The organism is Micromonospora sp. NPDC049529, assembly GCF_055586685.1.
The window spans coordinates 1-25317 of the sequence record NZ_JBVJHT010000016.1; the positions used below are offsets into that span (position 1 = coordinate 1).

The following is a 25317-nucleotide window of genomic DNA, read 5'->3' on the forward strand; positions in this document are numbered from 1 at the left end:
CTCAGCGAGACGTACTAACCAGAACTTGGGGGAGGTACCGGCGATACGCCGGAACGTCAGGGGCCGGGCCACATGTGGCCCGGCCCCTGACGCGTACGTGACCCGATCAACCCAACCTCACTCATGAGCTGTGTCCGACGGTTGTCTACGGATCGATCGGCCCGTGGCGTCCAATAGAGCGTGACGTTCGAGGAATACGCGTTCGCCCGCACTGCGGCGCTGGTGCGGCTCGCCCGGTTGCTGACCGGTGACGAGCACCGGGCCGAGGATCTGGTTCAGGACGTCCTGGCCAGGGCGTACGCCCGGTGGGGGCGCATTTCCCGAACGGATCGGCCCGACGCGTACGTCCGTCGAATGCTCGTCAACGCCCATCACTCGTGGTGGCGTCGGCGCAGCAGCCGGGAGATCTCCGTCGCCGCCGTGATCGACCGGCCGGGGACCGTGGACGAGGCGACCAATGTCGCCGAACGAGACGCGCTGTGGCGGCTCATCTGTGACCTGCCGACGCGTCAGCGCACCGTGATCGTCCTGCGCTACTACGAGGATCTTGACGACGCGAGGATCGCCGAGATCCTGAACTGTTCGACCGGCACGGTTCGTACGCACGCGAGTCGAGCCCTGACAACGCTCCGCAAGCGGCAGGGAGCACCCGCCGCCGCAACGACGGGAGGGTTCTGATGTCGACCGACCTCGACCAGCGGCTCGCCGCGACGCTCAGGCACCGTGCGGGCGCCGATGTCGACCCGGCGCCGATCGTCGAGCGCGCACGGCGCCGTGGTCGCCGCCTCCGGCTGCGCCGCCACGGACTGATCACCGGGGGCGCGGTGGCGGCGTGCGCCGTCCTGGCTGCGGCGGTCATGGTGATCCCGGCCAACAGGGCACCCGATGAGGTGATCATGCCGGCGACGGCGCTCGCGCTGCCGGACGCGCCGGGTCAGCCCGGAGCCATCGCGCGCCCCGAGGCTGTGGGAGTTGATCCCGGCGTGATCCATTTCAGGACCGACAGCCTGGTCGATGGTGCCGAGTACGCCACCTGGAGCGCGGGGCGCGGCGCCGAGAGCGTCGAGTTCCAGGGCCCGACCGGGCAGGCACGCTTCGTGCTGGCGCGCACCGTAGCGACGCTGGACGCGCTGCGGCAGACGTTGGCGTCGCCGGGGCGACCACAGCCGCCGACCGACGTACGCGTCGGGGAACGCCCGGGAGTCGCCTGGGTCGACCCATGGGCGTCCGGCGGCGCCGATCTGTGGTTCGTTCGTTGGCAACCGGCCGACGGCCTCTGGGCGCAGCTCGACATGTACGCGACCACGCCCGACGAGGCAACGGTCGCGGCGAGCCGGGTCCGGTTCGACGGCGCTCACCGCTGTGTGGTGCCGTTCCGCCTGCGGTCGCTGCCGTTGGGAGGTCGGCTGCTCGAATGCTCCGTCCGGCTCGGCCGGACCGAGCATGAGTCCTTCGTCGAGGGCTCGCTCGTCGTGGGTGACGAATCCGGTCGCTGGTTGACGGTTCGGGCGCAACGCGCTCCGGCGGGCTACGACGCCGGGGCCGGGGACCTCGCCGCCGGGCCGTACCGGGCACGCCGGCAGGGCGGCGACGTGCTGGAGATGTTCGTCGAGCCGTGCGCCGTCGACGCGTTCCTCGAAGGTTGGGGGAAGGGGTACACCGAGTCGGAGGGCCTGACGGTGCTGGGCGGGTACCAGCAGGCCCGCAACCTGGACCAGCCCGACACCTGGTGACATCGTCCGGTCACGGCAGAACGTACACCTTCAGTCGGTTTCGGCCGGTTTGCGTCGTCTGCGTTCGCGGGAGGCGCGCAAGTTGGCGATGTTGCCGCAGGTGGTGACGTCGTGCCAGACGCCGCTGCGGTTGCGCGAGGAGTCGTAGAAGGCCGTACGGCAGACCTCGTTGCGGCAGAGCTTGATCCGGGACCAGACGTCGCTCTGCTGGGCGAGCAGTGTCTCCGACCACAGGGCCGACGCCAGCCACCGGGACCCCTCCCCGGTCGGTACGGGTCGCACCAGGCCGCCCTCCCCCAGGGCGAGCGTCACCGTGACCTCGGGTGCCACCTGCGGCGCATTCCCGTCACGGGCGAGGAGCGCGTCGAACGTCGCCCGTAGCTCCCGGAGGGCGGCCACGTCCTCATCCGAGAGCACGCCCTCCGGGACGGTCACCCCCTGCATCGCCGCCCACCCACGGACGCTCTCGTCCCACCACGCCTGCGCCGAGCCGCGCTCGGCCAACAGGTCCGGGGTGTCCTCGACCGCGCGGGTGCAAATCAGCTCCTGCACCAGCACGGCTCCCGTGTCGGTCGTCCGTATGCCGTACCGGCCGGTTGCCATCCATGACATAACCCAACACTAGTTGGTTCTGTCGAAAGCTGCTAACCTCGGCGACACAGGCAAACAGCTTTTGGTTCTGTCGGTCATGACGGAACCCGTCCCCTCGAAGGAATCGACATGAAGATCCAAGACTCCGTGGTGTTCGTCACCGGCGGAAGCCGCGGCCTCGGAAAGGCACTGGTCGACGAGGTACTGGCACGCGGGGCGGCCAAGGTGTACGTCACCGCCCGCGACCCGAAGACGATCACGAACCCGAACGTCGTACCGCTGGAGCTGGAACTTTCCGACCCCGCCTCGGTGGCGGCCGCGACCGCACAGGCCCCGGACGTCAACCTCCTGATCAACAACGCCGGGGTCACCCTCGGCGCGGACTACCTCAACGGGGACCTGGACGAGATCCGGCGCGAATTTGAGATCAACTTCTACGGACCGCTCCAGGTCACCCGGGCCCTCGCGCCCCGGCTCATCGCGAACGGCGGCCACCTGCTCAACATCCACTCGGCGTTGTCCTGGTACGCGACCCTCGGCGCGTACGCGGCCTCGAAGGCGGCGCTCTGGTCGATGACCAACGGGCTGCGTCAGGACCTGCACCCGCACGGCGTGGGCGTGACTGGCCTGCACGTCGGCTGGATCGACACCGACCTGGCGGCCCGGTGGGCGCCGCCGACCGACCCCAAGTCCGCCCCGGCCGACGTGGCCCGACAGGCGATCGACGCGGTCGAGGCGGGCCAGCACGAGGTGCTTGCCGACGACTGGACCCGGATGGTCAAGAACGGCCTGGCGGCGGAGATCACCGCGCTCTACCCGCACGTCGCCGTCGACAACTGAGCCACAAGAGGCGGTGCCGGGTACTGGCACGAAGGCCAGTACCCGGCACCGGTCGAATCAGAGCTGCCGCACCCGGACGTTGCGGAACTCGATCAGATCGCTGTTGCCGTGGTTCTGCAACCCGACAAAACCGCTGAGGAACTGCCGCAGATCCGTGGACGGGTCGCCCTGGCGGGACGACTGCTTGCCCGGTGTGTTGTCGAACTCGCTGATCACCACACCGTTACGGATCATCGTGTAGTGCTGGCCGACGACGCGTACCTCGTAGTCGTTCCACTGGTTCTTCGGGGTGGCCCCCGCCTTGTCCAGCGGGTTCGACGCGAAGTTGTAGACCGAGCCGGTCTTCTGCGGCTCACCGGTCTCGCCGTCGTAGATCTGGATCTCGTGGCCGCAGTAGATCGCGACCCACGCCTGCGAACTGCGGGCCGATCCGACGGTGCCGCAGCTGCCCGGAGGCCGCTGCTCCAGCGGGGTTCGCGGGTCCGGGAACCGGACGAAGATCCCACTGTTGGCCCGGACGTTCTCCGGGGAGATGTCGCGGAACTGCACCTTGATCGAGTAGTCGGCGAGCTGCTGGTCGGCGTACCAGAGCATGCCGAGCCCGCCGGAACTGCGGATCGACCCGTCGCGCTGGAGGGAGAACGACCCGCTGGGAGCCTGCCGCCAGCCGGCGAGCGACTTCGCCGAACCGTCGAAGATCGGCTGGTACCCGTTGGTGGCGCCGATCGGGGACTGGGTCCCGGCCCGGCGCAGCGTCGTCGCCTCACGGTTGTCGATGACGTGCGCCGCGCTCAGCTCGGCGAGCACCGCGTCGAGGTGGGTGACGAACGAGGCCCGGTTCGGCCAGGTGGTCTCGTCGTCGATCAGGTCGTTGATCGTGCAGCCGCCGCCGACCTGACGGTTGGTCACCGTGGTGTCGGTGTCCAACATCCAGACCGTCGGGCGGGCGTCGGCCGCCGCACAACCGGCGTTGACCGGGACCGTCCCGGTGACGACCTCACCATCGGCGTACGTGACCTTCACGGTTGCCTGGAAGGTGCCGTACCGCTTGTAGGTGTGCTGCGGGTGGGCCGCGGTCGACACCTTGCTGCCGTCACCGAAGTTCCACTCCCAGGCCACGCCACCGACGTTGGCGGCCGAGAAGGCGACCGTACGCGGCTGGCTCGGCGACACGGACTGCGCGGTCGCCAGGCTCGGGTTCGGAGTGGCCTGACCACCCTGGTACGTGATCCGGATCAGCTTCTGGTTCTGGTGCAGGCTGAAGAAGCCACCGGCGTAGTCGAGCAGGTAGAGCGCACCGTCGGGGCCGAACTTCGCGTCCATCCAGGACTGGAGCTGGGTGCTGCCGTTACCGCCCTGGATGATGCTGCGCAGGTCCTCGGCGAAGGCCGGGGCCCCCGCCTGCTCGACCTTGCTCGGGTCGACGGTGACGGCGATCCGGTTGTTGGAGTTCGACTGGTCGCCGATGAACCACTTGTTGTCCCAGTACGCCGGCCAGGCGACGCCACTGTTCACGTCGACCTTGGACCGCTGGTAGGTCGGGCCGTCCATGATGGCCTGGCCGCCACCGCTGAGGTAGGGCTGGGTGTACGTCGACTGGCTGGTCACGTACGTCGGCAGGTTGCTGCCGTCGGTGCGCTTCGGGAAGACCGGGCCACCGCCCTGGGGCGAGTACCAGATCATGTTGTCCCGGGCCGGCGGGATGTTGACCAGACCGGTGTTGCGCGGCGACTCGTTCTTGAGGTTGTCGCAGTCGTACCAGCCGGTGAGCTGGGTGGCGTTGGTGTTGCTGCGGTCCCGGTACGGCTGCCGGTTGCCCATGCAGTACGGCCAACCCTGGTTGCCCGCCGAGGTGATGATCGTGGCGGTCTCGTACTTCGCCGGGCCCAGCTCCGGGCTCGGCGCACCCGCGTCCGGGCCGACCCACGCGGCGGTGAGCCAGTCGTTCACCGGGTCCCAGGCGATCCGGGCGATGTTCCGCACGCCCATCACGTAGATCTCCGGGCGGGTCTTGCCGCCGCCCTGCTCCTGACCGGTGAAGAGGTTGCCCTCGGGGATCGTGTAGGTCCCGTCGGCCTCCGGGTGGATCCGGATGATCTTGCCGTTGAGGTCGTTCGTGTTACCCGAGGTACGGCGGGCGTCCTGGAACGAGATGCCGGCGTACTCCTGGGTCCAGTTGTTGCCGGAGTAGCCGTCCGAACCACCGGAGGAGTTGCTGTCACCGCTACCGATGTAGAGGTTGCCGGACTCGTCGAAGGTCATACCGCCACCGGCGTGGCAGCAGCTGTGGATCTGGGTCTCCCAGTTCAGCAGGTCCTTGCGGGTGCCCTGGTCGATCGTCTGCTGGCCGTGGTCGTACGTGAACCGGGAAACCGTACGCTGACCGACCCGCCGTTCCCGGTCGATCGACTCGTGCGGCATCCAGTAGACGTAGAACCAGCCGTTCTCCGCGAAGTTCGGGTCGAGCGTGATGCCGACCAGACCTTCCTCGTTCTTCACCAGCTCGCTGCCGCTGCCCCGGTTACCCATCACCTTCAGCGTGGTGAGCAGCTTGACCTGCTTGGTCGTCGGGTCCCACTGGTGGATCGTGCCGCAGCCCAGACCCACGTTCGGGTTGGCCCAGTCGGCGACCGGCCCGGTGGCACAGGCGGCCTTGCCGATGTAGAAGACCTTGCCGTCGGGGGCGATGGTCAGGCCGTGCGGCTCACCGATCTGGTCGAGCTGACCGGACTGGTTGGTGGTGGTCAGCCGCTCGATCCTGTAGTTCGACGCGATGGTCGCCTGGCAGTCGCCACGGACCACGCCGGTCGTCCACTGGATCGCGCCGAGCAGGTGGCTGCGGAACTGCGCGTCGGTGGTGTAGCTGGCCTCGGTCCGGCCCATGCCGGTGTAGAAGGACCGGCCACCGTCGTAGTCGCGGCACCAGGAGATCGGGTGGAAGGCGCCGTTGCCGGCCAGCCCCGGGTTGTACGACTTCTCCTGGACCTGGGCGATCGTGTGGACCCGACCGACCGGGCTCGGGTTCCAGTTCATCCACTGGTCCGAGCGGGTCCAGTTGAGCGGCAGACCCTTGTTCGCCGGGTGCTGCCGGTCGACGACGTCCACCACCGCCTGCTGCACCGTGTTCTCCGGCGCCGGCCCGGCGTTCGGGCCGATCAGCCAGAGTTCGGCGAGCTGGATCAGCGGTTCACCGCTGTTCGCGGTGATGTTCAACCGGTAGTGCTGGTACGGCGTGGTGTTGGTGAACGTGTACTGCTTGGTCTGGAACCGACCCGAGAACGTCTCACCGCTGCGGGTGTCCAGGTTCGTCCAGGAGTTGCCGTCGGTCGAGCCCTGGAGGGTCCAGTCCCTCGGGTCGCGTCCCTGGAAGTCGTTCGCGGACGTCAGGGCGTACTGGGCGACGGCCTTCGGTTCGGCGAGCTTCGCCGTGACCCAGGCCGTGGTCGAACGGGTCAGCCACTTGGTGCCGGTCAACCCGTCGATCAGGTTCGCCTCGACCTCGCTCGGCGGGTTGCTGCCGCTGGCCGTGACACTCTGGATCCTCTCCGCGTTCGGCAGGCTCGCCGCCGGGCGGGTGCCGATCAGACCGGTGAACCACTCCGAGCTGGGCTGGGCGCGGGCGGCGTCGTGGATGCCGACGAACCCGCCACCACCCTTGACGTACGCCTGGAACGCCGCCTCCTGCGCGTCGTCGAGGGTCACGCCGTTGGCCGACAGGAACACCACGCTGCGGTAGCGGTCCAGGTTGTCCGGGGTGAAGACTGCCGGGTCGTCGGAGTCGTGGACGTAGAAGCCGTGCTCGCTGCCGAGCTTGCGGATGGCGTTGACGGCCTTGACGACCGGGTCCTCCTGGGAGGCCGCCGGCCCGTGGAAGACCAGCACGTTCACCGCCTGGCTACCCCAGGCGGGCGCCACCGCGGTCCCGCCGACACCCGGATCCGGGGCGGCCGAGACCGGCGTGGTCAGCAGACCGAGCGTGAGTACGGCGCCCGAGGCCAGGGCGACCGCGCGGCGGAACGGGCCGGCGCCGCGACGGGACGACCGGATGACGCGGGGTGGACGGTCGGCGAGGTCGGGACGGGGCCCGACCGATCGGGACAGCTGGAAATGGCGTTTTTCTGCCATTTCTCCTCCTCCAGAGGTACGGAAAGTCCTTCGGGTGGTGGAATGCGTGGTCAGGGTTGGCGGCGGATGCGGGTCAGCGGTGGTTCGTGTGAGCGCCGGGTGCCGAGCCGCCCTGCGCCGCGCCGGCCTGCGATGCACCGGCCGTGGCCGCACCGGACTGGGTGGCACCGGACTGGGTGGCACCGGACTGGGCCGGAGCCATCGGCATCGGGGTGCCGTGCGGCGGCATCGCGCCGTTCTCGTCGAGCACGTGCATCGTGGTCGACATGCCCATGTCGGAGTGGAACTGCATGTGGCAGTGCAGCATCCAGTGCCCCGGCCCGACCGAGTCCCCGGCGACGAACTGCACGCCGAAGGTGTCACCCGGCCCGAGGGTCTTGTTGTCGATCACCGGAGTCGAGTCGGCCAGGGCCTTGTTCTCCGTGGTGATCAGACCGGTACGGGTGTCCGCCCAGGAGTGTCCGTGCACGTGGAAGGTGTGCATGTCGTTCCCCATGCCGATCACGATGATCTCGACCCGCTCGCCGATCTTGGCGACCATGCAGGTCGGGCCGGGCACCGGGGTCACCGGGTCACAGGTGTCCGCCTCCGAGCTGCGGCGCAGGTTGATCGTCTGCCGGTCACCGAAGGCGGTCACGTACGTCCGGTCCGGTCGCGGATCCCCCTGCCGGCGCACGACGAGACCGCCGAAGAGGCCGGCGCCGAGGCCCTGGGTGCCGTGCGGCCCGCCGACCACGTGGTCGTGGTACCACCAGTAGCCCGCCGTGCCCGGCGAAGTCGCGGTACGCGGCTTGGCGAACCAGACGTACGTCCGCGATCCGCCCGACGGGATGAAGGAGCCGCTGTGCACCGTGCCGTCGGACATCTGGGTGTACTTGACCCCGTGCACGTGCAGCGAGACGCCGAGCGGATGCGCCGGGTCGGTACGCAGCGCCTCCAGGGTCGCGACCGGCACCTGGTTGTGCACGGTGATCGCGAGGCACTCCCCCTCGATCATCTCCATCGTCGGCCCGGGGTAGGAGGCCGTCTGCGGGGTGAGGCCGTAACCGAGCCGGACCTGGTTGGTCACCGGGTCCCGGGGCAGCTCCACCGCGTACATCGTGATCCGACGGTCCGGCGCGATGCAGCCCTCGGGCCGCTCGGCCGACCGGGCCGCGAGCTTCGCACCGGCGGCCAGCTCGGCCGGCTTGGCCGTGGTGTCGCCGGCAAGAGCCAGCCCACCGGCGCCGACGAGGGTCGCCAGCAGGACGGCGACCACCATCACCGCCCGCCCGGCACTCGACGAGAGCAGTCGGACCGGCGACGCCGGTCGGGCCTCCGGCGGGTCGGCCGGCGACAACGGCGTGGATTCGCCGGTGTCGTTCAATTCCCTGTCCAAGGTTCTGTCCAATCGCTCGGCCCGCCGCCGCCGAAGCGGCGGCGGGTGAGAACGGCGTGTGTCACGGGGTCAGCGGGGCGATCCGGATGTTGCGGAAGCTGGCGATGTCGGCGGCACCGTGGTTCTGGAGGCCGACGTAGCCGGTGGCGTTCTGCCGTCCGGCGCCGCCCGGGTCGTCCGACCGGGGCGGGTCGAAGACCGCTCCGGGTACGTTCACGTACTCGTTGATCAGTACGCCGTTGCGGAACACCGAGTAGTGCTGGCCGACGACGCGGATCTCGTAGTCGTTCCAGGTGCCCTTCGGGGTGACCTGCGCACCGGCGATGTCGACCCGGTCGAAGCCGTACACCGAACCGCTCTTGTACTGGTCGCCGTCGGTGCGGTCGTTGATCTGGAGTTCGTGGCCGTACTTGATGGCCACCCACTCCGGGCGGGACTCCTGCGGGTGCTGGTGCACCTGCGGGAAGCGAACGAACACGCCGCTGTTGGCGCGACCGTCACCGGGGGCGTCGTCACGCCACTGGAGCTTCAGCGAGAAGTCGCCGTAGCTGCGGATCGGGAACCAGAGCAGGCCCATCCCGTCGACCGAACGGCTGGTGATCGACCCGTCGGCGTTGCGACCGAAGCCACCCGCGCCGACCTGCTCCCACTGCCGGAACGAGGCGACCGAACGGTCCAGCAGCGGCTGGTAACCCTGCTTGTCCTCGGCCTTGCCGACACCGGAGTCACCGGCCGCACGGACCAGCTGGTTCTGCTCCTTGAGCAGGATCTTGCCCCGGTGGTGCAGGTGCTCGGCGATCGCCCGGACGTGGTCGACGAACTCGGCGTGGGTCGGCCAGGCCCGCTCGTCCTCGATCAGGTCGTTGATCGAGCACGCGCCGTCGACCACCCGGTTGGCCACCGGGCTGTTCGTGGTGCCCATCCAGACCGTCGGCCGGGTGTCGGTCACCCGGCAGGCCGGGGCCGGCGGGGCGCTCGCCACGACCGTGAAGGTGGTCGAGGCGGTCCCGGAGGTGTTGCCCGCCCGGTCGGTGGCCCGGTAGCTGACCGTGTGCGCGCCGACGGTGTTGACCGTCAACGGGCCGCTGTAGACGGTGTAACCCGATCCGTCGAGGGCGTATTCGAGCCGGTGGACGCCGGAACCGGAGTCGGTGGCGGTGAGCACGACGGTGGCACTGCCGACGTACGCCCAGCTGCCGTTCTGCTGCCCGGTGATGGTGGCGTTCACCGTCGGAGCGGTGTTGTCCGGGTTCGGCGGTGCGACCACGGTGAGGGTCACCGACGCCGGGGTGGAGGTGTTGCCGGCCCGGTCGGTGGCCCGGTAACTGACCGTGTGCTGGCCCGGCTGGTTGACGGTGACCGGCGCGGTGTACGTCGCGTACGGCTGGCCGTCGAGAGAGAACTCGATCCGCTCGACCCCGGACTCGGCGTCGGTGGCGGCCACGGCGACCGTGGCGGCGCCGACGTACGCGCCGTTGCCATCCCGGTTGCCGGTGACGGTGGCGGTCGCGGTCGGCGCGGTGGTGTCCGGGTTCGGCGCGCTGACCACCTGGAAGGTGAGGGTCTGCGGGGTGGAGGTGTTGCCGGCCCGGTCGGTGGCCCGGTAGTTGACCGTGTGCTGGCCGGGGGTGTTGACGGTCACCGGCGCGGTGTAGGCGACGTACGCCTGCCCGTCGACGGCGTACTCGATCCGGTCGACGCCGGACTCGGTGTCGGTCGCGGAGACGGTGACGGTCGCGGCGCCGAGGTAGGCACCGTTGCCGTCCCGGTCACCGGTGACGCCGCCGGTCACCGTCGGGGCGGTGGTGTCGTCCGGGGCCGGCGTGCCGACCACCCGGAAGCTGACGGTCTGCGGGGCCGAGGTGTTACCGGCCCGGTCGGTGGCCCGGTAGCCGACCGTGTGCTCGCCCGGCTGGTGCACCATCACCGGTGCGCTGTACGTGGCGTACGCGGCACCGTCGAGCGAGTACTCGATCCGCTCGACGCCGGACTCGGTGTCGGTGGCGGCGATGGTCACCGTCGCCATCTCGATGTACGCGCCGTCCTCGTCGCGGTCACCGGCCACGGTGGCGGTCACGGTCGGCGCCGTCGTGTCCGGGTTCGGCTGCGCGACCACCGTGAACGCGGTCGACTGCACCGGCGAGGTGTTGCCCGCCACGTCGGTCGCCCGGTAGGTCACCGTGTGCTGGCCGACGGCGCTGACGCTCACCGGCGCGGTGTACCGGGTGTACGCGGCACCGTCGAGCGAGTACTCGATTCGCTCGACCCCGGACTCGGTGTCGGTCGCGGAGAGGGTCACCGTCGCCGTGCCGACGTACGCGCCGTCCTCGTCGCGGTCACCGGCCACCGAGGCGGTGACGGTCGGCGCCGTGGTGTCCGGGTTGGGCGGTGCGACCACCGTGAACGCGGTCGACTGCACCGGCGAGGTGTTGCCCGCCACGTCGGTCGCCCGGTAGGTCACCGTGTGGTCGCCGACGGCGCTGACCGTGACCGGCGCAGAGTACGTGCCGAACGGGCCGCCGTCCAGGGAGTATTCGACCCGGTTGACGCCGGATCCGCTGTCGGTGGCCGCCAGGGTCACCGTGGCGGCGCCGATGTACGCGCCGTCGGAGTTGCGGTCACCGGTCACCGAGGCGGTCACCGTCGGCGGGGTGGTGTCCTCGGTGCCGCCGGTGACCACGAGCAGGCCGTTCATCGTGCCGTGGCCGGGGATGGCGCAGAAGTAGCGGTACGTGCCCGGCGTGAGCACGACGTCGACGGTCCACCGGCCCTGGTTGCTGTCGAACGGGTCGGCCAGGATGTTCACGTCGACGTCACTGTTGTACGCCCCACCGGTGTCGAACGTGAGGGTGTGCTGCATGCCGGAGGTGTTGCCGGTCGCGGCGCTGTTCTCGAAGACGAGGGTGGTCGGGCCCGCGACGGCGGTGGTCGGGGCGGAGGCATAGGCCTGGGTGCTGTTGTTCGCCGTCCAGGTGAGCACCTGCGCCTGGAGTTGCGCGTTCGGCGCGGGGGCGCTGGCCGTACCGGAGGCGGTGTCGACCGGTCGGGCGCCCACCGGGGCCGCGGCCAGGGTGGAGCTGACCAGCAGCACGGCCGCTGCCGCAAGCACCGTCAACGGGCGCCGGAGACGGCCGGTGCCATGCCGGGTGAGCGGGCGCAGGCGATGTGGTGAACCGCGTCGCACGGGGAGAGTAGGCATGTCGCGTTTGCCTTTCGCGAGTCTTCCCTGGACGTCCGGCGTACTCGCAGGGGGTTTCACGAGGGCGACGGCGCACAGGGCAGCAGCGGGCGGACGTGCGCGGCCCACGACGCTGGAACCGGCGCGGCCGAGGCCAACCGGTCCGGCATGTGGACAGGCATGTCTGGGATCTGGGACGTACGTGGACGGTGGGCGAGGTCGGACCCGCGCCGACCTCGTGGTCGGTCACGTGTCGGGACGGAGGGAGCGGGCCAGGTTGAGGGCGTGGCGCGCACCGCCGCGCCGGTTCGGTCTGCGGGCAACGCCGACCTCGGGGAGTGCCGCTCCCCCGGTCGACGATGAGCTAACCGCGCCGCCGGTTACCTCGACGAAACATCTTGATGTTGGCCGACACTATCGGGCTTGACATCAGCATGTCTACATCTTTCGACGGGACGGGCCGTACTTTTATCCGATATGACAAAAGGGCCTGATTGATCTTGCGCATCGCGACCGCGGCGGGCACTGGACCGGAGCGACCCCCGGCCCGGCGGACCGCATCGGTGACCGGATCAGAAGTACGTGCGCAACATGTCCACAATGGTGTATCCGTCGGCCACGACCGGAATGAACCGCCACTTGTCGAACGCGGTGCACGGGTGGGAGATGCCGAAGCAGATCAGGTCCCCCGGTCCGATGTCGACACCGGGCTCCAGGTCCAGATAGGTGTGATGGTCGTTGAGGCGGGACACGCTCATCCCGACGGCGTCGGCGGTGCTGCCGTCGACCCGCCGGACCCGTAACGGCACCGGCAACCCCTCGTCGTACGGGGCGTCGCGCTTGCCCATGCCGACCAGCGCGAGCCCCGGCTCCGGAGTGGAGGTGACCTGCGCCCAGAGCTCCAGGGCCGGGTCCAGCACACCGGCTCCGGGCAGCCGGCGAAACGGTGTGCGTTCGGCGTAGAAGCCGTGGTCGTGGGTGACGGAGGCGCCGCTGCGCAGCACCACGCGCAGCCGGTGACCGGGGAGCCAGTCGCCGCCGAGCCGGTCCGCCACCACATCGAACCAGGCACTCCCGCCCGCGCTGACGATCACCTCGTCCGCCAGCAGACCCCGCTCGGCCAGCGCGACGACCGCAGCCCGGGTCCGGTCGAGGTACGCCGCCACCGCGTCCGCGTCCGCCAGCCCGCCCTCGTACGCGGTGACGCCGTCGAGGCGTACCCGAGGGTTGGCGGCGGCGGCCTCGGCAACGACGACGAGCTGCTCGACGGTGCGGGCGCCGGTACGCCCACCGACATACCCCAGCTCGGCGAGGACCGGCACGGGGTGGTGACCGGGGTGGTCGTCGAGCGCGGCGCCGATCGCCTCGACGCCGGCCACCGAGTCCACGAAGACCAGCGCCTCGAAGCCACGGTCGAGTTCGCCCGCTAGCCAGCGCAGCGGCACCGGGTCCAGCAGCTGGTTGGCCAGCAGGACCCGCCGCACGCCGAGGGCGCGGCAGGCCAGCAGTTGGTTGGCGGTGGCGACCGTGATCGCCCAGGCACCGGCGTCGAGCTGCGCGGCGAACAGGGCCGGGGACATGGTGGTCTTGCCGTGCGGGGCGAACAGGAAACCGTGCCGGGCGCAGAAGTCGGCCATCGTCGCGATGTTGTGCGTGATCGCGTCCTGCCGGGCGACCAGCACCGGCCAGGTGACCGCGCCACCGAACAGATGGTGGCCGGCGGCGACGAACTCGGCGTCGGGCACCGGCGGTCCGGGCTGCCATAACCCCTTCGCCCGCCAGTCGAGGGTCCGGTCGTCGAACGGGTCGTGCCGCACGGGCCCTCCCACAGGTTCGGATGTGGCTCGCTGCCGGACGCACAGCCTGCCCGATCCATCCTGGAGCGTCAATGTCTTGACGGCGGCCCGGCCGGGACCGCAGGCTATCGACGCCCGTCTCAACGAGCCACTTCCGAACCTGGAGGATCGATGGTGATCGGTCTGGTGATCCACGCCAGTCACCGTGCCGTGTTCGAGGACGCCGCCCGCACCCTGGCCGGGGTGAGCCTGGAGTGGGTCGTCTACGAACACGAGGACGAGGTACGGGCACGGGTCGACCGCCTGCTCGACCGCCAGCGGGTCGACGGCCTGCTGCTCGGCCCCGTCCCGTACGCGAAGTGCCGCCACCTGCTCCCCGCGGACCTGCCGGTCGCGATCCTGCGCTCGGCCGGCCTCGACCTGTCGCTGGCCCTGTTCAAGGCTGTCGCCCGAGGGTGGCGGGCCACCCCGGTCAGCGTCGACACCTTCGACGCGCAGACCGTGGACGAGGTCGTCCGGGCGGCGGAGCTGGACCCGGCGCGGGTGAGCTGCCTGCCGTACGACCCGGAGCAGAGCGTGGCGGAGATCGTCGCGTTCCACCGGGAGGCGCTGACCCGCACCGGCGCCGACTACGTGATCAGCCTCCGTACGGCGGTCGCGGCGCAACTGGCCGGCGAGACGCGGGTGCTCGGCGGCCTGCCCGGACCGGCGACGCTCCGGGCCCAGCTGCACGAGCTGGTGCTGCGGGTGCAGTCCAAGCAGGCCAGCGCCCTGCGCCTGGCCGCCGGGGTGTTCCTGGTCGGCCGGGCCGGACCGCACCTGGACCTGGACCGGGCCCGGGTGGGGCTGATGAACCTACTGCTGAACACCCCGGAGTTCGCCGACGCGTGGATCGAGAACCGGGGCCGGCGCGGCGTCGCCGTCTTCGCCCACCAGGCGCTCTTCGAGGCGGCGACCGGCAGCTGGGTGTCGCTGCCCGCGCTGGCCCAGGCGCACGAGACGCTCGGCATCCGGGTCGCCGCCGGCTTCGGGGTCGGCGCCTCCGCCCGCAGTTGTGTGCACCTGGCCGAGCGGGCGGCGAGCCGGGCCGAGCAGGAGGAGTCGCCGAGCGCGTACCTGATCGAGGACGGTGGCGTGATCATCGGTCCGATGAGCCCGGCCGGCGCGGCACTGTCCTTCACCTACCGGGAACACGGCGCGGAGTTGGAGCAGCTGGCCGGCAGGGTCGGGCTGAGCGCGGCCACGCTGTCCCGGCTGGCCGCCATCGAACGCGGTCAGATGGGCCGGGCCATCTCCCCCAGCGACCTCGCCCAGCAGCTCGGCATCACCGATCCCAGCGGGCGGCGGCTGATCCGCAAGCTCGACGACTCCGGTCTGGTCGAGGTCCACGGCAGCGCGCAGGTGCACCGCAAGGGCCGCCCGGCCCGGCTGTACCGGCTGCGCATCGGCGCGGCGATCGAGCGCCCGTGAACGACGACCGCACACCGGCCCGGTGGGACCTGCTGCTCACCGGTGGGGACCTGCTCGATCCGGGGACCGGCCGGACCGGTCGGCACGACATCGCCGTACGTGACGGGCGGGTCGCCGAGGTGGCTGCCGCGCTGCCCCGTGCCGGCGCCGCCGAGGTGGTCGACGTGAGCGGCCGGCTCGTCACACCGGGCCTGGTCGACCTGCACACCCACGTGTACGCGGGCGCGACGTACTGGGGCATCGACCCGGATCCGGTGGCCTGGCATTGCGGGGTGACCACCTGGGTCGACGCCGGATCGGCCGGCGCCTACTCGTTCCCGGCGTTCGCCGCAGCCACGACCGGTTATGCGGTCCGGGTGCCCGCCCTGCTCAACATCTCCGCGGTGGGGCTGATCGCACCGGTCGGCGAGTCGCGGGAGCTGGACAACTGTGACGTCGACCTGGCGGTGGCGACCGTACGGGCGCACCGGGACACGATCGTCGGGATCAAGGTACGGATGGACCGGCACAACGTCGGCGCCCACGGCACGGAGCCGCTGCGCCGGGCGGTCGAGGTGGGGCGGGCCTGCGGGTTACCGGTGATGGTCCACATCGGGGCGGCGCCACCGTCGGTCGCGCGGCTGCTGCCGCTGCTGCGACCGGGTGACCTCATCACGCACTGCGCCAGCGGGATCGCCGCCGGGCCGAGCGGGTTCGACCCGGCCGCGCGGGAGGCGTACGAGTCCGGGGTGCTGTTCGACATCGGACACGGCTCCGGCGGGTTCGCCTTCGACGTGCTGGAGGCACAACTGGCCGCCGGCATGCCGCCGCACACCGTCTCCACCGACCTGCACAGCCGCTCGCTGCACGGGCCCGCGTTCGACCTGCCCACCACCATGGCCAAGATGCTGGCCGCCGGTCTGGGGCTGGAACAGGTGGTGGCGGCGACCACGGTCGGACCGGCCCGCGCGCTCGGGCTGCCCGGTGGCATCGGCACGCTCGCGCCGGGAGCACCGGCGGACATCGCGGTGTGGGTCGTCGAGCCGGGCCGGTTCGAACTGGTCGACGTGCACGGGCAGCGCCGTACGTCGCCGCTGCGCCTGGTGAACGAGGTGACGTACCGGGCCGGTCGGCCGCTGCCGCCACGGCTGCCGGCACCCGCGCCGCCGTGGGTCCCGCTCACCGCCGCACAGCGCGACGCCCTGCGCCGCCGCGAACAGGCGGTACGTCACCTGCTGACCTCGCCCCTGGTGGGTCCGGACGGGCTCGCCGAACAGTTCCCCCGACACGGAGGTTGACCCATGCCGAAGAAGATCGTGGTAGCCGACCGGGCGGCGCCGCCCGGTGGCCCGTACTCGCACGCGGTGGTCGCGGGTGGGTTCGCGTACCTCGCCGGGGCGTGCCCGGTGCGCCCGGACGGAACCTGGGTCACCGGCGACTTCGCCGAGCAGGCGCGGGCCGCGTTCACGAACCTGGCCCGGGTGGCCGAGGCGGCCGGCGGGGACCTGAGCGGGGCCGTACGCGTCGGCGTCTACCTGCGCGACTTCGCCGACTTCCCGGCGATGAACGAGATCTACACGGAGTTCTTCGGGACCGAGAACCTGCCCGCCCGTACCACCCTGCCGGTTGCCCTGGAGGGCTTCGACATCGAGATCGACGCGGTGCTGTACCTGGGCGACTGAACCACCGATCCAGCCAAATTACGAACCTGGCTCGTTACTGGAGAGGAGAGAGTCCGTGCGGAAACCCCGAGCACTCACCGCGCTGCTCGCCCTGGCCCTGGCCGCCGGTGCCTGCGCCCCGTCGACCGGCACCCCCACCGACAGCGCCGACGCCAAGACCGGAACCCTGCGGGTCTGGCTGTTCGACGAGGCGAACCGCGCCGCCAAGGAGGCGGTCGTCGCCGACGCGGTCACCGAGTTCACCGCCGCCCACCCCGGCGTGACGGTCGACGTCAGCTACCTCGCCACCGACACCCGGGCCGAGAAGTACAAGGGGGCGCTCAACGACCCGGCCAGCGCCCCGGACGTGACCGAGGTCGGCAACACCGACCTGGCCAACTTCGTCGCCTCGGGCGGCATGGCCGACGTCAGCGCCGACCTGAAGACCTGGTCCGAGGCCGGCGACCTCCCCGCCGACCTGGTGAACACGGTGACGGTCGGCGACAAGGCGTACGGGGTCCCGTGGTGGATCGGCGTCCGGGCGCTCTACTACCGCACCGACGTCTTCACCGAACTCGGCCTGACACCCCCCACCTCGTACGCCGAACTCGTCACCACGGCCCGGAAGATCCGTGCCGAACGCAAGGACATGCTCGGCATCGCCGTCGGCGGGCTCTACGTCTTCGGCGCCCTGCCGTTCGTCTGGGACGCGGGCGGCGACATCGCCACCGGTTCCACCGGCGGGTACACCGCCACCATCGACTCGGCGGCGTCGAAGGCCGGGATCACCGCGTACACGAGCCTGTTCGGCGACGACATCTGCCCGGCGCGGCAGTGCGTCGACCTGACCGGCGGCGGCACCGTCGAGGCGTTCGCCGCCGGTCGGGCCGGCATGGGCATCCTGGGCAACTTCAACCGCTCCGCCGTCGAGGCCGGCGCGGTGAAGGGAAAGTACGCCGTCGTCCCGCTGCCCGGCGCGAAGCCCGGCTCGATCGCGCCCGCCTTCGCCGGTGGCAGCAGCCTCGGGGTGTTCCGCTCCACCGGACACCGCAGCCTGGCGGTCGAGTTCATGCAACTGCTGGCGAGCCGGAAGTACACGCTGAAGCTCTACGACGCGATGGGTTTCGTGCCGGCGATGAAGTCCGCCCGGACCGAGGTGATCACAAAGGATCCGCAGCTCAAACCGTTTGTCGACACGATGACGGCGGGGACCCGGTTCGTGCCGGTGGACAAGGCGTGGACCACCATCGACGCCGAGAAGATCCTGCCGACCATGCTCCAGAAGGTGATCACCAAGCAGGCGACCGTCGACGCGGCGGCGGCCGAGGCGAACACCCGGATCAGCGCGGCTTTCGGCAAGTAGATGACGGTCCCCGCAACGATCCGCCGGCAGCGGCTGACCCCGCTGTGGCTGCTGCTGCCGGCGCTCGCCGTACTGGTGCCGATGTTCGCGTACCCGCTGTACCAGCTGGGCCTGCTCTCCCTGTTCGAGTACGGGCAACCGCAGGTGAGCGGCGCCGAGCCGGCCCGGTTCGTCGGTGCCGGCAACTTCCGGGCACTGGCCGACGACCCGACGTTCCGCGTCGTACTCGGCCAGACGGTGCTCTTCGCCGCCGGTTGTGTGCTGGCCACGCTCGCGGTCGGCGCGGCGCTGGCCGTACTCCTGACCCGGATCGGCCCGGTGGCGCGGGCGGTGCTGTCGTTCGCGGCGCTGACCGCCTGGGCCGCCCCGGCGATGACCGGCTCGGTGGTCTGGGCGTTCCTGTTCGACAGCAACCTCGGCCTGGTCAACGAGGTGCTCGGGCTCGACGGCTACAACTGGTTCTATCGACGGGAAGTGGCGTTCGCGCTGGTCGGTGCCGTGGTGGTCTGGCACTCGTTCCCGTTCGTCATGATCACCCTGTACGCCGGGATCCAGGCCGTGCCGGCATCGGTGCTGGAGGCCGCCGCACTCGACGGCGCGGGCGCGTTCGCCACGTTCCGCCGGGTCACCGCCCCGATCCTGCGCCCGCTGATCGTGATCGTGGTGATCCAGTCGATCATCTGGGACTTCAAGGTGTTCACCCAGATCTACGTGATGACCGCGGGCGGCGGCATCGCCGGCCAGAACCTGGTGCTCAACGTGTACGCGTACCAGAAAGCCTTTGCCTCGTCCCAGTACGGCCTCGGCTCGGCGATCGGCATCGTGATGACGGTGATCCTGCTCGCGGTGACCCTGTTCTACCTGCGGGCGCTGCGCCGTACCGGGGAGGTGCTGTGATCCGCCGCCGCCTCGCGGACGCCGTCGCGATCGTGGTCGCGGCCGTCACGGTGTTCCCGATCTACTGGATGGTGCTGTCGGCGCTCAAACCGACCGGGGAGATCCGGTCGGCCGACCCGCGCCCGTGGACCCTGCACCCGACCCTGGACCACTTCGGCGCCGCGCTCGGCGTCAGCGGCTTCGGCCGCTACTTCCTCAACAGCGCCGTCGTCGCGCTGACCGTGGTCGCGCTGAGCGCGCTGATCTCGTTCCTGGCGGCGGTCGCGCTGACCCGCCACCGGTTCCGCACCCGGACCACCATCCTGGTGCTGTTCCTGACCGCCCAGATGGTGCCGGTGGAGGCGCTGAGCATCCCGCTCTTCTTCCAGATCCGCGACCTGGGGCGGACCGTGCCGGGCGTCGGGCTGAACACGCTCGGCTCGCTGGTGCTGGTGCAGTTGGCGTTCAGCCTGCCGTTCGCGATCTGGATGCTGCGCGGCTTCGTCGCGGCGGTGCCGCAGGAGATCGAGGAGGCGGCCACCCTGGACGGCGCCGGACGCTTCACCATCCTGTGGCGGATCCTGTTCCCGCTGGTGGCGCCCGGTCTCGCGGCCACCGGGGTGTTCTCCTTCATCACCGCGTGGAACGACTTCCTGTTCGCCCGGACGTTCATCATCAGCGCCACCGAGAACCAGACCCTGCCCGCCGCGCTGCTGGTCTTCTTCAAGCCGGACGAGAACGACTGGGGTGGGATCATGGCCGCCTCCACCCTGATGACCATCCCGGTGCTGGTCTTCTTCATCCTGGTCCGACGCCGGCTGGTCTCAGGGCTCGGCGGGGCGGTGAAGGACTGATGCTGCCGCTGCCGGTCGAGACCCGTACCAGCGCGGGCTCGTTCACCCTGACCGAGGCCACGACGATCGGTGCGGACCCGGCCTGCGCCGGGGTCGCCCACTGGCTGACCGGGGCGCTGCGCCGCCCCACCGGCCTGCCGCTGGGCGCCGGAACCGCCGCCGACTCCACCGTCCGCCTCACCGTCGATCCCGCGCTGCCCGCCGAGGGATACCTGCTCCGGGTACGCCCGGAGCGGATCACCATCACCGGCGGTTCTCCCGCCGGGGTCTTCTACGGGGCGCAGACCCTACGGCAACTGCTGCCGCCCGAGGTCTACCGTCGCGCGCCGGTGCGTTCCGGCCCGTGGGACGTACCCGGTGTCGACATCGCCGACCGGCCCCGGTTCGGCTGGCGCGGCTGCATGCTCGACGTGGCCCGGCACTTCATGCCGGTCGCCGGTGTGAGACGCCTGATCGACCTGCTCGCCGCACACAAGCTCAACGTGCTGCACCTGCACCTGACCGACGACCAGGGTTGGCGGGTGCAGATCCGGCGCTACCCGCGGCTGACCGAGGTCGGCGGATGGCGCCCCGAGTCGATGGTCGGATCACGTCAGCACGAGCGGTTCAACGGTCGCCCGCACGGCGGCTACTACAGCCAGGACGACCTGCGCGAGATCGTCGCGTACGCGGCCGAGCGGTTCGTCACCGTGGTGCCGGAGATCGACCTGCCCGGCCACACCCAGGCGGCGATCGCGGCCTACCCCGAACTGGGCAACAACCCCGGCGAGCCGGTGGGAGTGTCGACCCGCTGGGGCGTCTCCCGGCGGGTGCTCAACGTCTCCGACGAGACGATCACCTTCTTCCGCCACGTGCTGGACGAGGTGATGGAACTGTTCCCGAGCCGGCACATCGGCATCGGCGGCGACGAGTGCGTCAAGGACGAGTGGCGGGCCAGCCCGGCCGCCCGGCAGCGCCTGCGCGACCTCGGCCTGCGCGACACCGACGAGTTGCAGGGCTGGTTCGTGGCCCGGTTCCAGCGCCACCTGGCGGCCAACGGCCGCACCCTGTTCGGCTGGGACGAGATCCTGGAGGGCGACCTGCCGCCAGGCGCCACGGTGGCGGCCTGGCGTGGCCCGGCACTGGCGGTCGCGGCCGTACGCGCCGGGCACGACGTGGTCGCGTGCTGGGACAGCTCCGCCTACCTGGACTACCGCCAGTCCGACCACCCGGACGAACCCGTCCCGGTCGGCACCGTGCTCACCGTCCGGGACGTCCGCGCCTTCGAGCCGGAGCCGGCGGCCCTGCCGGCCGACCTGCGCCACCGGGTCCTCGGCGCACAGTGCAACATCTGGACCGAGCACGCCGACCACCCGCGCGCGGTCGACTACCTGGCCTTCCCGCGCCTGTCGGCGTTCGCCGAGGCGGTCTGGTCACCGGCCGGCGCGGCGCCCTGGGACGGCTTCGACGACCGCCTCACCCGGCACCTGCGCCGCCTCGACGCGCTGGGCGTCGAGTACCGACCGCCCGGTGGACCGCTCCCCTGGCAGCGGCGCCCGGACGCACCCGGTTGGCCACGCGAGCGCACCGACCGGGCGGCCGAACTCGCCGCGCTCACCCGCAACGTCCTACCGCCGACCACCCCTGCCCGCAACGGGATCGCCGAGTAGCGGGCGGGCCGGGAGCCCATCGGTGGCAACGCGCGCCGTGGCACGTCGTGAACACCCTGCACGGCCGCCCATCATGGACACCCCTGCCCGGCTACGGCACCATCAGTCGGATGGGTACACGAACACCGGCCGGACACCGCCGTCGGTCGGGGATCGCGGCGGCAGCGGTGCTGCTGGTCGTCGGCACGGTCGTGCCGGTCGCGCTGCCCGCCCGCGCGGTCGCGGAATCCACGGGTACGACGATCGGCGCGTTGCCGGACCGGATCGGCGTACCGGTGATCGGCACCCTGCACACCTCCGACCGGCCCCGGCTCGGGCCGGCCGCCGTGCTGTTCACCGGTCGGGCGGCCGGGTTGACCGGCGGGGACGAGGACGGGGTGGTCGGCGTCGTCGGCGCCGACACCGACCGGTACCGGCGGTTCGAGGTCGGCTTCGAGGCCCCGGCCGGCGAGCAGGTGCTGCTCTCCCCCGACGGCCGCACCATCGCGTACCCGGGTTCGGACGGTGACCAGGGCTGCGTCGGGCTGGTCGATCTGGTCACCGGCGGGCGGCGGTGTCTGGCCGGGCCGACTCCGGGCAGCGCGCTCACGGTGCCGCTCGGCTGGTCGGTGGACGGGCGCCGGCTGGCGGTGCGGGAAACGGTTCCGGTCAACCCGGAACGCAGCGGCATGGACTCGGTGCTGAGCGTGGTCAGGGTCGACGGGCGGGACAGCCACCGGCTGACCGGTGCGCGACTCGTCACCGGGCCCCTGTCGTACGACGGTTTCACCGTGGCGTTCGCGCCCGACCAGCGGCGGCTGGCGTACCAGTTCGGCGGCACGATCACCGTCGCCGACCTCGATGGTCGGGTCCTCTCCGCGTTCGCCCCGGCGCCGGGCAGCAGGCTCGCCGGCAAGGGCGCCTGGACACCGGACGGGACCGCCCTGACGGTGGCCGAGCCGGAGGCCGACGGATGGGTGCTACGACGGGTCGACCACGGCACCGGCATGCCGGTCGCCGGCCCGGTTCTGCCGGCTGTGGTCGGCGTGACCGCGATCCGACTGCTCGGCTGGGACCCGGACGGTGGCGCGGTGGTGGTCGCGGGCGAGCCGGAACCGGTGGCGACCGGGGGCGGCGCGCTGCGGGCGACGGCCCACGGCGACGTCCGTACGGTTCGGGTGCTCGCCCTGACCCCGGCCGCCGCCCCGAGGACACTGCTCACGGCACCGGAACGGGTGCTCGGCATCGACGTCGCGGACTCGGTGGTGCACGGCGGGCGCACCCGTACGGCCGATCCGCCCTCCGGGGTCGGGCCGTGGTTCTGGCTCTGGGCGGCGACGATCGGCGTGACGCTGCTGCTCGTCGTCCTGGTGCGGTTCCGGCCCCGGCCGACGCACTGGTCCGAGCCCCGGTCGGCGGGTCGCTAGGTACGGCGGCGGGGCGGTTCTCCCGGTCAGGCTGGGCCGGAGCGGGCAACGCGGAAGCCCACGTCGTCGATCCGGTACGTCGGGAAGCTCCGTCGCCGGACCGAGGCCCGGCAGCTCCAGTGTTCGTCGAACCAGCCGCCGCCACGCAGCACCCGGTAGCTGCCGTAGACCTCGGCGTCGTAGATGTCCCAGCACCAGTTCCAGACGTTGCCGAGCATGTCGTACAGGCCCCAGGTGTTGGGCTGCTTGCTGCCGACCGGGTGGACCCGCTCGTCGGAGTTGTCGCGGTACCAGGCGATCTCGTCGAGTGTTCCGTAGCGTGGGCCGGTGGTGCCGGCGCGGCAGGCGTGTTCCCACTCGGCTTCGGTCGGCAACCGGTACCCGTCGGCGGAGCGGTCCCAGTCGATGCCCTCCCCGTCGGCGTGGAGCAGGTACGCGGGCGTCAGCCCCTCCCGCACCGACAGGGTGTTGCAGTACCGGACCGCGTCCCACCAGGTGACCTGCTCGACCGGTAGCCGGTCCCCCCGGGCCGCGCTCGGGCGTTCGCCGGTGACCAGCGCGTACTGGTCCTGGGTGACCGGGACCGCCGCGAGCCGGTATGGCGCCAGCTCGACCGACCAGCTGTGCTGGGTCCGCCGGTCGGACAGGGTCACCCGTCCCGCCCCGATGGCGACCATCACCGTACCCGCGCTCGTCTCCACGGGAAGCGACCCTACCGAAGCCGGTTCCCGTGGCCGGCGTATTTACCGCCCGACGGGGCTGGCGAGGGCTACGAGACGTACAGGTGCCAGTACCCGGCCTGGTCGGTCGAGTTCCACTGGTACTGGCAGTAGTACGAGCTGAACGCTCCGCCCCGGACGAGACTGTCGCCGAAGTAGCGGCACGCCTCGACGGTGTAGTAAACGCCGAACTGGTACGCGTCGATGGCGGCGACCGGCGCCGCACGATCCGCGGCCGCCGTGGCGTGTGCCGGGGACCCGGCACCGATCAACAGCGCACCGCCGACACAGGCGAGCGCGACAACGGTCCGAACTCTACGCATGGCTTCTCCTCGGAGTCGGTGCTTCCAGACCCCAAAAAGATAGTCATCCATCAATGAAACATGTCCGTAACCAGGGAAGGTTGTCGCCATCCGCGCAACCCGTCGAACCGCGTCGGCACGGCGCCGACAGGCATACGCCCCGGTGCCACGGGTAGGCGCGGTGTATGGCGCGGCACACGAAGCCCGAACTGAGGGAACAGCTGAAGGAAGAGATCAAGGCCTCCGACCGGGGCGGTCGACAGGGCCAGTGGTCGGCACGGAAGTCGCAGCTGCTCACCCAGGAGTACAAGAGGCACGGCGGGAGCTTCGAGAGCCCGAGGGACGAGCGGCAGAAGTCCCTGCAACGCTGGGTGGGCAGCAGTGGCAGACGAAGGAGGGCGACACCCGGGCGCGCCAGGACGGCGAGACACGTCGCTACCTGCCCAAGCGGGCCTGGGAGGAGCTGGCAAACTCGACACCCGCCAACTCCGGTCGGCGCTGCGGCGCGAGATGGACGGCAAGGCCCGCAAGACGCTCGTCCAGCGGCTCCAGTCGGAACTCGCCCGGCGTTGAGCTGCCGTGGGCCGATCAGGCCCCGGACCGTATGCGTTTGTCGCAGACCCGGCACGCCTGGTAGTAAACCGGGCTGTCGAAACCGCCGGGACCGATGTCCACGTGCTCGGTTCCGCCGACCGTCGGCGGACCCATGTCGTGCCAGACGCGGTAGTTGGTGTTCTCCAACTTACGACAGTGCTCGCAGAGCGAGAATTGCTTGCAGGGCCCCTGGAACATCACCTTCGCGAGTTTGACCTTCGCGGGAAAGTCCGGAAGCTCCGGCAACTCGCTGAAATAGCGCCAGGTGAACTCGTGCTGCGGCCGGAATTCGATCTCCCGGCAGACCCGGCAGGTACGGACCATGCCGCAGGTCGCCTCGTCGCAGGGCGTACGCCGGTGCCACTCGTCGAGCGAGTGATGGGTCCGATGTCGGACACTCGGGCATCCCGTACAGTCAAATGTCTGCTCACACCGCTTTTCAGCGTCGTATGTCCATTCGCCGGTATGAAAGCCGAGCTTGTGCCGGGCCTCGCTCAGAAAGCTCATGCGCGCTCCGTGACACTGAAAGAAGTCGAGGGCACTCCGAGGGGAGTATGTCAGCCTCGTCTCAGCGCCGTCCACGTACGACTGTCGCGATGGCCGGAACGAACGGACGGTCACCGTACGCCCTGTCGGCTAACCGCGATACCGGTGTACGTGATCCATTTCTGGAATGCGCGGGCGGATTCGTCGCGGCACCGACCCCGGTCGTCGCCATTTGTTCCGCTACGAGCGTTCTCCCCCGGCTCGGCCGGCCAACGGCAGCTCGACCACACCAACTCTGGGCAACAAGTTCCGGCCGG

The 25317-nt window shown here is 70.8% G+C and carries 19 protein-coding genes and 1 pseudogene; 12 read left to right on the forward strand and 8 right to left on the reverse strand.

Annotated features, from left to right (window positions below):
- Positions 1-180 precede the first annotated feature (180 nt).
- Together ACZ6QQ_RS26215 and ACZ6QQ_RS26220 are read left to right on the forward strand one after the other, a co-directional pair.
- Entirely contained in the window at positions 181-678 is a 498-nt protein-coding gene (locus tag ACZ6QQ_RS26215) for a SigE family RNA polymerase sigma factor (protein WP_465879847.1), read from the forward strand.
- Complete coding sequence (locus ACZ6QQ_RS26220; protein WP_465879849.1) at positions 678-1733, forward strand: hypothetical protein; 1056 nt, start codon at positions 678-680, stop codon at positions 1731-1733. Before ACZ6QQ_RS26215 ends, ACZ6QQ_RS26220 begins: the two co-directional genes overlap by 1 nt.
- 30 nt (positions 1734-1763) lie before the next feature.
- Here the strand turns inward: ACZ6QQ_RS26220 and ACZ6QQ_RS26225 are convergent, their stop codons facing one another.
- Positions 1764-2345, reverse strand: a complete 582-nt coding sequence (locus ACZ6QQ_RS26225; RefSeq protein ID WP_465879851.1) for a CGNR zinc finger domain-containing protein — start codon at positions 2343-2345, stop codon at positions 1764-1766.
- A 108-nt stretch (positions 2346-2453) separates the two neighbouring features.
- On the opposite strand from ACZ6QQ_RS26225, the gene ACZ6QQ_RS26230 reads away from it, so the two are divergent.
- On the forward strand, positions 2454-3164 hold the full coding sequence (locus ACZ6QQ_RS26230) for an SDR family oxidoreductase (protein ID WP_465879853.1): 711 nt from the start codon (positions 2454-2456) through the stop codon (positions 3162-3164).
- A gap of 57 nt (positions 3165-3221) precedes the next feature.
- Here ACZ6QQ_RS26230 and ACZ6QQ_RS26235 read toward each other — a convergent pair whose 3' ends face one another.
- The 4 genes from ACZ6QQ_RS26235 to ACZ6QQ_RS26250 form a co-directional block, all read right to left on the reverse strand.
- Complete coding sequence (locus ACZ6QQ_RS26235; RefSeq protein ID WP_465879855.1) at positions 3222-7289, reverse strand: ThuA domain-containing protein; 4068 nt, start codon at positions 7287-7289, stop codon at positions 3222-3224.
- 73 nt (positions 7290-7362) lie between these two features.
- A complete protein-coding gene (locus ACZ6QQ_RS26240) occupies positions 7363-8667 on the reverse strand; it encodes a multicopper oxidase domain-containing protein (protein WP_465879857.1) in 1305 nt (434 codons plus the stop codon).
- 61 nt (positions 8668-8728) lie between these two features.
- Complete coding sequence (locus ACZ6QQ_RS26245; RefSeq protein WP_465879858.1) at positions 8729-11866, reverse strand: OmpL47-type beta-barrel domain-containing protein; 3138 nt, start codon at positions 11864-11866, stop codon at positions 8729-8731.
- Between the two features lie 551 nt (positions 11867-12417).
- Positions 12418-13662 carry an alanine racemase gene (locus tag ACZ6QQ_RS26250; protein WP_465879860.1) on the reverse strand — a complete coding sequence of 415 codons (1245 nt, stop codon included), beginning with the start codon at positions 13660-13662 and terminating at the stop codon, positions 12418-12420.
- Positions 13663-13812: 150 nt separating this feature from the next.
- Between ACZ6QQ_RS26250 and ACZ6QQ_RS26255 the strand changes: the two genes are divergently transcribed.
- From ACZ6QQ_RS26255 to ACZ6QQ_RS26290, 8 genes are all read left to right on the forward strand, one after another.
- Positions 13813-15111, forward strand: a complete 1299-nt coding sequence (locus ACZ6QQ_RS26255) for a transcriptional regulator (protein WP_465879862.1) — start codon at positions 13813-13815, stop codon at positions 15109-15111.
- The gene (locus ACZ6QQ_RS26260; RefSeq protein ID WP_465879863.1) at positions 15108-16388 is read left to right on the forward strand and encodes an amidohydrolase/deacetylase family metallohydrolase; all 1281 of its coding nucleotides are present in this window, start codon (positions 15108-15110) and stop codon (positions 16386-16388) included. The genes ACZ6QQ_RS26255 and ACZ6QQ_RS26260 overlap by 4 nt, the downstream gene beginning before the upstream one ends.
- Positions 16389-16391: 3 nt before the next feature.
- Positions 16392-16772: a RidA family protein gene (locus ACZ6QQ_RS26265; RefSeq protein WP_465879865.1), complete on the forward strand. Its 381-nt coding sequence runs from the start codon at positions 16392-16394 to the stop codon at positions 16770-16772.
- Between the two features lie 55 nt (positions 16773-16827).
- Positions 16828-18114, forward strand: a complete 1287-nt coding sequence (locus ACZ6QQ_RS26270) for an extracellular solute-binding protein (protein ID WP_465879866.1) — start codon at positions 16828-16830, stop codon at positions 18112-18114.
- Positions 18115-19011, forward strand: coding sequence for a carbohydrate ABC transporter permease (locus ACZ6QQ_RS26275; protein ID WP_465879868.1), 897 nt, complete (start codon positions 18115-18117; stop codon positions 19009-19011). It abuts the gene before it with no gap.
- Positions 19008-19844: a carbohydrate ABC transporter permease gene (locus ACZ6QQ_RS26280; RefSeq protein WP_465879870.1), complete on the forward strand. Its 837-nt coding sequence runs from the start codon at positions 19008-19010 to the stop codon at positions 19842-19844. Before ACZ6QQ_RS26275 ends, ACZ6QQ_RS26280 begins: the two co-directional genes overlap by 4 nt.
- Positions 19844-21493: a beta-N-acetylhexosaminidase gene (locus ACZ6QQ_RS26285; RefSeq protein WP_465879871.1), complete on the forward strand. Its 1650-nt coding sequence runs from the start codon at positions 19844-19846 to the stop codon at positions 21491-21493. The genes ACZ6QQ_RS26280 and ACZ6QQ_RS26285 overlap by 1 nt, the downstream gene beginning before the upstream one ends.
- A gap of 110 nt (positions 21494-21603) precedes the next feature.
- Entirely contained in the window at positions 21604-22899 is a 1296-nt protein-coding gene (locus tag ACZ6QQ_RS26290) for a WD40 repeat domain-containing protein (RefSeq protein ID WP_465879873.1), read from the forward strand.
- 26 nt (positions 22900-22925) lie between these two features.
- On the opposite strand, the gene ACZ6QQ_RS26295 is transcribed toward ACZ6QQ_RS26290, so the two are convergent.
- Together ACZ6QQ_RS26295 and ACZ6QQ_RS26300 are read right to left on the reverse strand one after the other, a co-directional pair.
- Positions 22926-23576 (reverse strand): formylglycine-generating enzyme family protein, encoded by a 651-nt coding sequence (locus ACZ6QQ_RS26295; protein WP_465880042.1) that lies wholly within the window; start codon positions 23574-23576, stop codon positions 22926-22928.
- 92 nt (positions 23577-23668) lie between these two features.
- Complete coding sequence (locus ACZ6QQ_RS26300; RefSeq protein WP_465879875.1) at positions 23669-23941, reverse strand: hypothetical protein; 273 nt, start codon at positions 23939-23941, stop codon at positions 23669-23671.
- Between the two features lie 164 nt (positions 23942-24105).
- On the opposite strand from ACZ6QQ_RS26300, the pseudogene ACZ6QQ_RS26305 reads away from it, so the two are divergent.
- A pseudogene (locus ACZ6QQ_RS26305) lies at positions 24106-24493 on the forward strand (hypothetical protein).
- A 15-nt stretch (positions 24494-24508) separates the two neighbouring features.
- Here ACZ6QQ_RS26305 and ACZ6QQ_RS26310 read toward each other — a convergent pair.
- Positions 24509-25021, reverse strand: a complete 513-nt coding sequence (locus ACZ6QQ_RS26310; protein ID WP_465879876.1) for a hypothetical protein — start codon at positions 25019-25021, stop codon at positions 24509-24511.
- Between the last annotated feature and the right edge of the window lie 296 nt (positions 25022-25317).

Bases quoted from the DNA above. Each gene is read 5' to 3' on its own strand.
- ACZ6QQ_RS26220 (WP_465879849.1), top strand. From the start codon at position 678: ATGTCGACCGACCTCGACCAGCGGCTCGCCGCGACGCTCAGGCACCGT.
- ACZ6QQ_RS26225 (WP_465879851.1), bottom strand. From the start codon at position 2,345: ATGTCATGGATGGCAACCGGCCGGTACGGCATACGGACGACCGACACG.
- ACZ6QQ_RS26230 (WP_465879853.1), top strand. From the start codon at position 2,454: ATGAAGATCCAAGACTCCGTGGTGTTCGTCACCGGCGGAAGCCGCGGC.
- ACZ6QQ_RS26235 (WP_465879855.1), bottom strand. From the start codon at position 7,289: ATGGCAGAAAAACGCCATTTCCAGCTGTCCCGATCGGTCGGGCCCCGT.
- ACZ6QQ_RS26245 (WP_465879858.1), bottom strand. From the start codon at position 11,866: ATGCCTACTCTCCCCGTGCGACGCGGTTCACCACATCGCCTGCGCCCG.
- ACZ6QQ_RS26255 (WP_465879862.1), top strand. From the start codon at position 13,813: ATGGTGATCGGTCTGGTGATCCACGCCAGTCACCGTGCCGTGTTCGAG.
- ACZ6QQ_RS26265 (WP_465879865.1), top strand. From the start codon at position 16,392: ATGCCGAAGAAGATCGTGGTAGCCGACCGGGCGGCGCCGCCCGGTGGC.
- ACZ6QQ_RS26275 (WP_465879868.1), top strand. From the start codon at position 18,115: ATGACGGTCCCCGCAACGATCCGCCGGCAGCGGCTGACCCCGCTGTGG.
- ACZ6QQ_RS26285 (WP_465879871.1), top strand. From the start codon at position 19,844: ATGCTGCCGCTGCCGGTCGAGACCCGTACCAGCGCGGGCTCGTTCACC.
- ACZ6QQ_RS26290 (WP_465879873.1), top strand. From the start codon at position 21,604: ATGGGTACACGAACACCGGCCGGACACCGCCGTCGGTCGGGGATCGCG.
- ACZ6QQ_RS26295 (WP_465880042.1), bottom strand. From the start codon at position 23,576: ATGGTCGCCATCGGGGCGGGACGGGTGACCCTGTCCGACCGGCGGACC.
- ACZ6QQ_RS26300 (WP_465879875.1), bottom strand. From the start codon at position 23,941: ATGCGTAGAGTTCGGACCGTTGTCGCGCTCGCCTGTGTCGGCGGTGCG.
- ACZ6QQ_RS26310 (WP_465879876.1), bottom strand. From the start codon at position 25,021: ATGAGCTTTCTGAGCGAGGCCCGGCACAAGCTCGGCTTTCATACCGGC.